The following is a 5,870-nucleotide window of genomic DNA, read 5'->3' on the forward strand; positions in this document are numbered from 1 at the left end:
CGGCAGTGGGGGGGGCGCCTACTTGCCGCTCTTCTCGTCCAGTCCGCCGTACACCTGCACCAGGGCGTCCAGCTTGCGATAGACCGCCTCGCTGTCCTTGGCCAGCTCGCTCTGGAGCCTGGCGCTCACGGCCGGCTCGCGGTCGGCCAGGCTCGCATAGCGGCGCATCTTGGCCAGGAACGGCCCCATGGGCTTGCTCGGCGCCGCGGAGTCCAGCACAAAGGCGTCGCCGCCCTGTTCGGCCAGGCGCGGGTCAAAGTGCCAGAGCGGCCAGTAGCCGGTCTCCACGGCCTCGCGCATGATGCCCGTGACGCTGCCCATGCCGCCCTCGATGCCCCAGCTGATGCAGGGGCAGAAGGCGATGACCACGCTGGGCCCGTCGTAGGCGTCGGCCTCCCGCATGACGTCGATCACCTGCTGCATGTCGCCGGCAAGGCTCACGTGGGCCACATAGACGTAGCCGTACTGCATGAGCATGGTGCCCAGGTCCTTCTTGGGCGTGCCTTTACCGTTGTAGGTGAACCCGGTGACGGCACCCATCTGGGTGGCCTTGCTCATCTCGCCGCCGGTGTTGGAGTAGCCCTCGGTGTCCAGCACCAGNATGTTGAGGTTCTCCCCGCTCGCCACCACCTCGTCGAGGCCGCCGTAGCCNATGTCGTAGGCCCAGCCGNCGCCGCCCACGGCCCACACGCTCTTCTTGTCGAACATCTCGCCGTAGTCCAGGATCTGCCGCGCGAGACCCGCGCCCTCCCCCGTGCCCGCGGCCGTGCCCTCGAGCTCGGTGCGGATGGCGCGCCCCAGGTCGTAGGCGGCCTCGGGGNCGTCCTTGCCCTCGAGCCAGCTGGACATGAGGGCGGTGGCCCCGGCGGGCAGCCCGGCGCCCTCGTCGGCCACGGCCCGGGACACCAGGCGCTCCAGATGCCCCCGGCGGATCCTGACGCCCTTGGCGATGCCGTAGCCGTACNCCCCNTTGTCCTCGAAGAGCGAGTTGCCCCAGGCAAGGCCGTGCCCGGCGGCGTTGACAGCATAGGGCATGGCCGGCATGTAGGCGCCGTAGATGNACGAGCAGCCCGTGGCGTTGGCGATGATGAGGCGGTCGCCGAAGAGCTGGGTCAGCAGCTTGATGTAGGGGGCCTCCCCGCAGCCGCCGCAGCAGCNGGAGAACTGGAAGAGCGGCTGCTGGAGCTGCGTGCCAGGCACCGTGGCGGCGGGCAGCAGGTGGTCCTTGAGGGAGACGGACGACCGGCAGAAGTCCAGGGCCTCCCTCTGGGTCTCGAGCTGCGTGGGCAGCGGCTCCATGGACAGGGCGTGGCCCGGGCAGTTGTAGNCACAGCTGCCGCAGCCCACGCAGTCCTCGGGGAAGACCTGGATCCTGAAGGACAGGCCCTCGTCCTTGAGGGCCGGCAACGTGACCGGCTTGGTGTCGAAGCCCTCCGGGGCGAAGGCGAGCTCGTCCCCCGTGGCGAGGTAGGGCCGGATGGCGGCGTGGGGGCACACGTAGGAGCACTCGTAGCACTCCACGCAGGCGTCGGCNTCCCACCGCGGCACCGAGTAGGCCACNGCCCGCTTCTCCAGGGCCGTGGTGCCGAGGGGCACGAAGCCGTCCGGCGTCATGGCGCTCACGGGTAGGTCGTCGCCGCGGAGCTCCTCCATGGGCCAGAAGACGTCGCNCACGTAGCCGCTCNNGTCGGCCGGTGCCATCCTCTNGGCCACGGTCTCTGGGCCCTCGCCGTCCGTGGCCCAGGNGTCGGGGTAGTCGANGGCGGCGAGCGAGGCCAGCGCCCCGTCCACGGCCTCGAGGTCGGCCTTCACGACGTCGGCGCCCTTGGCGGCGTAGACCTCCTGGATGTCCGCCTTGAGGGCGGCCACGAACGCGTCGTAGTCCATGAGGCCGGTGAGCTTGAGGAACACGCACTCCATGATCATGTTGACGCGCCCGCCGAGCCCGGAGCGCTCGGCGAGGCCGCTCGCGTCCACGGCGTAGACCTTGGCCTTCTTCCTGGCGAGCGCCTGGCGCAGCTGCGCGGGGACGTGCTCCTCCCACGAGGCGGCGTCGGCCCAGGGCGCGTTGAGCACGAACGTGCCGCCCTCGGCCAGGCGGTCGGCCATGGGGTAGCCGCGGCGCACGTAGGTGGACTTGTGGCAGGCCACGTAGCCGGCGTCGTCAACGAGGTAGGGGCTCTGCACGGGCCTGTCGGAGAGCCGCAGGTAGCAGATGGTGAGGCCGCCGCTCTTCTTGGAGTCGTACCAGCTGTACTCCTGCACGCAGGCGCCCTGCTCCCGCGACAGGATGCGCGCCACCTGCTTGGAGGCGCCCACGGTGCCGTCGGAGCCAAAGCCGTAGAACACCGCCTGGGAGCACGGCCCCGGCAGGCAGCGGACGGGCCCGCCCACGNGCAGGGACAGGTGCGTGACGTCGTCGTCGATGCCNACNGTNAAGCGGCGCCTGGGCTCCTCGAGGGCCATGTTGTCGAACACCGCCTTGACCTGGGCCGGCGTGNAGTCCTTGGACGAGAGGCCGTAGCGGCCGCCGAGGACCTCGACGGGACGTCCGGAGGACAGCACGGCCAGGGCCACGTCCCCATAGAGTGGCTCGCCCAGGCTGCCGGGCTCCTTGGTGCGGTCGAGCACCGAGACGCGCCTGGCCGTGGCGGGGATGGCGTCGAGGAGGTGCTCGGCGGAGAAAGGCCGGTAGAGACGTACCGTTACCACGCCCACCTTCTCGCCGGCCGCCACGAGGTGCGCCACGCACTCCTTGGCCACCTGGGCCGAGGAGGCCATGGTCACGACGACGCGCTCCGCGTCGGGGGCGCCGTCGTAGTCGAAGAGGTGATACCGCCGGCCCGTAAGCTTGGCGACCTTGTCCATGTTGGCCTGCACGACGGCGGGGAGCNCGTCGTAGGAGGGGTTGGCGGCCTCGCGGTTCTGGAAGTAGATGTCGGGGTTCTGGGCCGTGCCGCGGANGTCGGGGTGCTCCGGCTCCATGGCGCGGGCGCGAAACGCCCGCACGGCGTCCCGGTCCACCAGGGGCGCCATGGCCTCGGGCTCGATGACGTNCACGGTCTCGATGGCGTCCGACGTGCGGANGCCGTCGAAGAAGTGGCAGAACGGCACGGANCCGTCGATGGCGGAGAGGTGCGCCACGAGGGAGAGGTCCATGCACTCCTGCACCGTGGCGCTGGCGAGCATGGCCACACCGGTGGCGCGGACGGCCATAACGTCCTGGTGGTCGCCGAAGATCGAGAGCGCGTGGGTCGAGAGCGAGCGGCACGTCACGTGGAGCACGCCGGGGAGCAGCTCGCCCGACACCTTGTAGAGGTTGGGGATCATGAGCATGAGGCCCTGGCTGGCCGTGAAGGTGCTGGCGAGGGNGCCTCCCGACAGCGCACCGTGGAACGCGCCGGCCACGCCCTTCTCGGACTGCATCTCCTTGACGTCCACCGGGGCGCCGAAGAGGTTCTCGCGACCCTCGCAGGCCCAGCGCTCCACGGTCTCGGCCATCTTGGAGGCCGGCNTGATGNGNTAGANGAGGGCGGCGTCGGACAGGGCGTAGGCCGCGTAGGCCGCGGCGGTCATGCCGTCCATGGCCTCGCGACGGGGGTGCTGGGTTTGGGGCATGGGGTCCTCCACGGGATGGTCGGGCCAGGGGCCCAAGGGATGAACAGGCGGTCTATACGCTCAGACAAGCGGGCANGTCGGGTATCTACGGAGACGACGGAAGCTCTGCGGAGGGAGTGCCTGTGGGCCAAAGGATGACGGCGGCCGCCACCTGGACAAGACGACGCCTCGAGGCCTACGACTGGGCCATGGGCGCAAGGCGCGTGGCCTTCGCCGTGNNCTGCGGCATCCTGTGCGGCCTTGCCAACGTGGTGCTCTGCCTCGGGGTCTCCTGGGCAGGGGACGCCTGGCGGGCACTGCCGTGGCTGAGCGCCCTCCTGCCGGCCCTGGCGGCCCTCGAGGTAGTCATGTACCGGCGCCTCGGGGTGGTCATGGACCTGCGGCCCGGGTTCAACGGCCTCATGAAGGACATGGGGGCCAACCGGCGTCTCCCCACCAGGGTGGGCCCCACCATGCTGGCCGGGACCCTGATGTCGCTTTTGNGAGGGGCGTCGGTGGGGCCGGACTCCGCCGCCAAGTACCTGGGGGCCTCGGTGGGGGCCGCCATGGTGCCCTGGTTCTCCGTGGACGACGACAACGGCGAGCCGGCCTACGACTGGGCCGTGGCCTGCGGCCTGGCAGCCTGCTTCTCGGCCCTGCTCTGCGCCCCCCTGGGGGTCTTCGCCTACCTGGTGGAGCACCTGGCGGCCCGGCGATGCCGCGTGCGCCACCTGCCCACGGTGCTGCTCTCGTGCCTGGTGGCCGCGGCCTTTGCCAGGCCCATGGGCCTGCAGATCCAGACCCCCTTCGTTGGCTCCCGGGCCGCCGCGGCACCCGACCTCGCAGGGGCGCTCCTGGTGGCCGTGGGCGCCGCCGTGGCGGGCGTGGGCTTCGAGGTGGGGGTCCGCCTTCTCGAGGGGCTCCGCAGCCGCATGGGCCGCGACCCCATGCGGTGCCTGGTCACGGGAGGGGTCGTGGTGGCCGTGGCGCTCCTCGTCGTGCCGGGCCTTATGGGATGGGCGGGCCTCGGCACCGACCTGGTGGTCCCGGCCCTAGCGGAGCCCCACGGCGGGTGGGGCTTCGCCCTCAAGCTGGCCCTCACCGTGGTGTGCCTGGGCTTTGGGCTGCGGGGCGGCGAGGTCACCGTGATGTTTGTGACGGGGGCCCTCATGGGGTCGGCGGTGGCGTCCCTCTGCGGGGCCGACCCGCTGCTCACAGGCGCCTTGGCCATGGCGGCCCTCTACGGCGTGGCCCTCGGCTGCCCCATCTCCGGCGCGCTCGTGGGCTGCGAGTTCTTTGGCTGGGGCTTCGCCCCCTGGCTGCTCCCCTGCATCGGGGCCGCGTGGCTGGGACGGACCGCCTTGAAGGGTGTCGTCGACCAGGTGCGGCGGCACCGGGAGTAGCCCCTCGGCAGGAACGGCGGCTCAAGCCCGCCCTGCGGCCACCCCGAAAACCGACGCCGCCTACGCCCGGCAGGCCCGCCGTCAGAAATCGAGGTTTCAGTCCGGAGGCCGACACCCCCGGGTGGACCGTCCGCAATCGCGGTTTCAGACAGACTCGCCCGGCAGCCCATCCGACAACCCCGCCCCAGGCACAAAAAAGAGGGCCCGCCGCCGTGACGGGCCCTCGAAGGCAAGGCCTTGAGCCGTTGGACGTGCCCTAGTGGAACATGGAGCAGAGGATCGGCATGACCCACACCCACAGGATACAGGTGGCGGCGAAGCACACCGTGGAGACGGCCACGGAGTTGGCGCCTTCCTTCACGTAGATGTTGTAACGGCTCGAGATGATGATGCCGGAGAACGCCGGGGGCAGGGCCACAGCCATGGCCAGCATCGAGATCTTGGACGGGTCGCTGCCCATACCCAGGGCAAAGCCGGCGGCCACGATCACGGCGGGCATGAGGATCAGGCGGTAAAACGTGTTCCAGATGACCTCCTTGTTCACGCCCAGAGAGACCGTGGACAGGGCGAGGCCGGCGGCCAGCACGGCCACGCCGGAGTTGGCCTTGGCGATGAGCTCGAAGCAGGGGTCGAGCTCGGAGGGGAACCGAACGCCGATGAGCACGAGCAGCACGGCGATGAGCGGGGCGGCTGCAACGGGCTTCTTCACCGCGTTGACGATGGCGGCCACATTGGGGTTCTTGATGGCGTGCTTCTTGGCGTGACCGCGCTCCTCGGCGCGGATGACGTCGATCTCCTTGCGGATGCCGTGCTCCTTCTCGGCGGCGCGGGCCTCCTGGTCGGTGACGGGGGCGCCGGCCGGGGTGGCGG

General features: G+C 70.7%; 3 protein-coding genes. 1 reads left to right on the forward strand and 2 read right to left on the reverse strand.

The annotated features are described in order from the left end of the window. Positions 1–18: 18 nt before the first annotated feature. Entirely contained in the window at positions 19–3,618 is a 3,600-nt protein-coding gene (gene nifJ / locus JX283_RS07695) for a pyruvate:ferredoxin (flavodoxin) oxidoreductase (RefSeq protein ID WP_204830053.1), read from the reverse strand. 122 nt (positions 3,619–3,740) lie between these two features. On the opposite strand from nifJ, the gene JX283_RS08580 reads away from it, so the two are divergent. Then, positions 3,741–5,000 carry a chloride channel protein gene (locus JX283_RS08580; RefSeq protein ID WP_239652543.1) on the forward strand — a complete coding sequence of 420 codons (1,260 nt, stop codon included), beginning with the start codon at positions 3,741–3,743 and terminating at the stop codon, positions 4,998–5,000. A 256-nt stretch (positions 5,001–5,256) separates the two neighbouring features. Here JX283_RS08580 and JX283_RS07700 read toward each other — a convergent pair. Then, positions 5,257–5,870: AEC family transporter (locus tag JX283_RS07700; protein ID WP_204830054.1), on the reverse strand; the 614-nt coding region annotated here is incomplete at its 5' end.

The organism is Olsenella sp. CU969 (assembly GCF_905219715.1).
GTDB lineage: Bacteria > Actinomycetota > Coriobacteriia > Coriobacteriales > Atopobiaceae > Granulimonas > Granulimonas faecalis.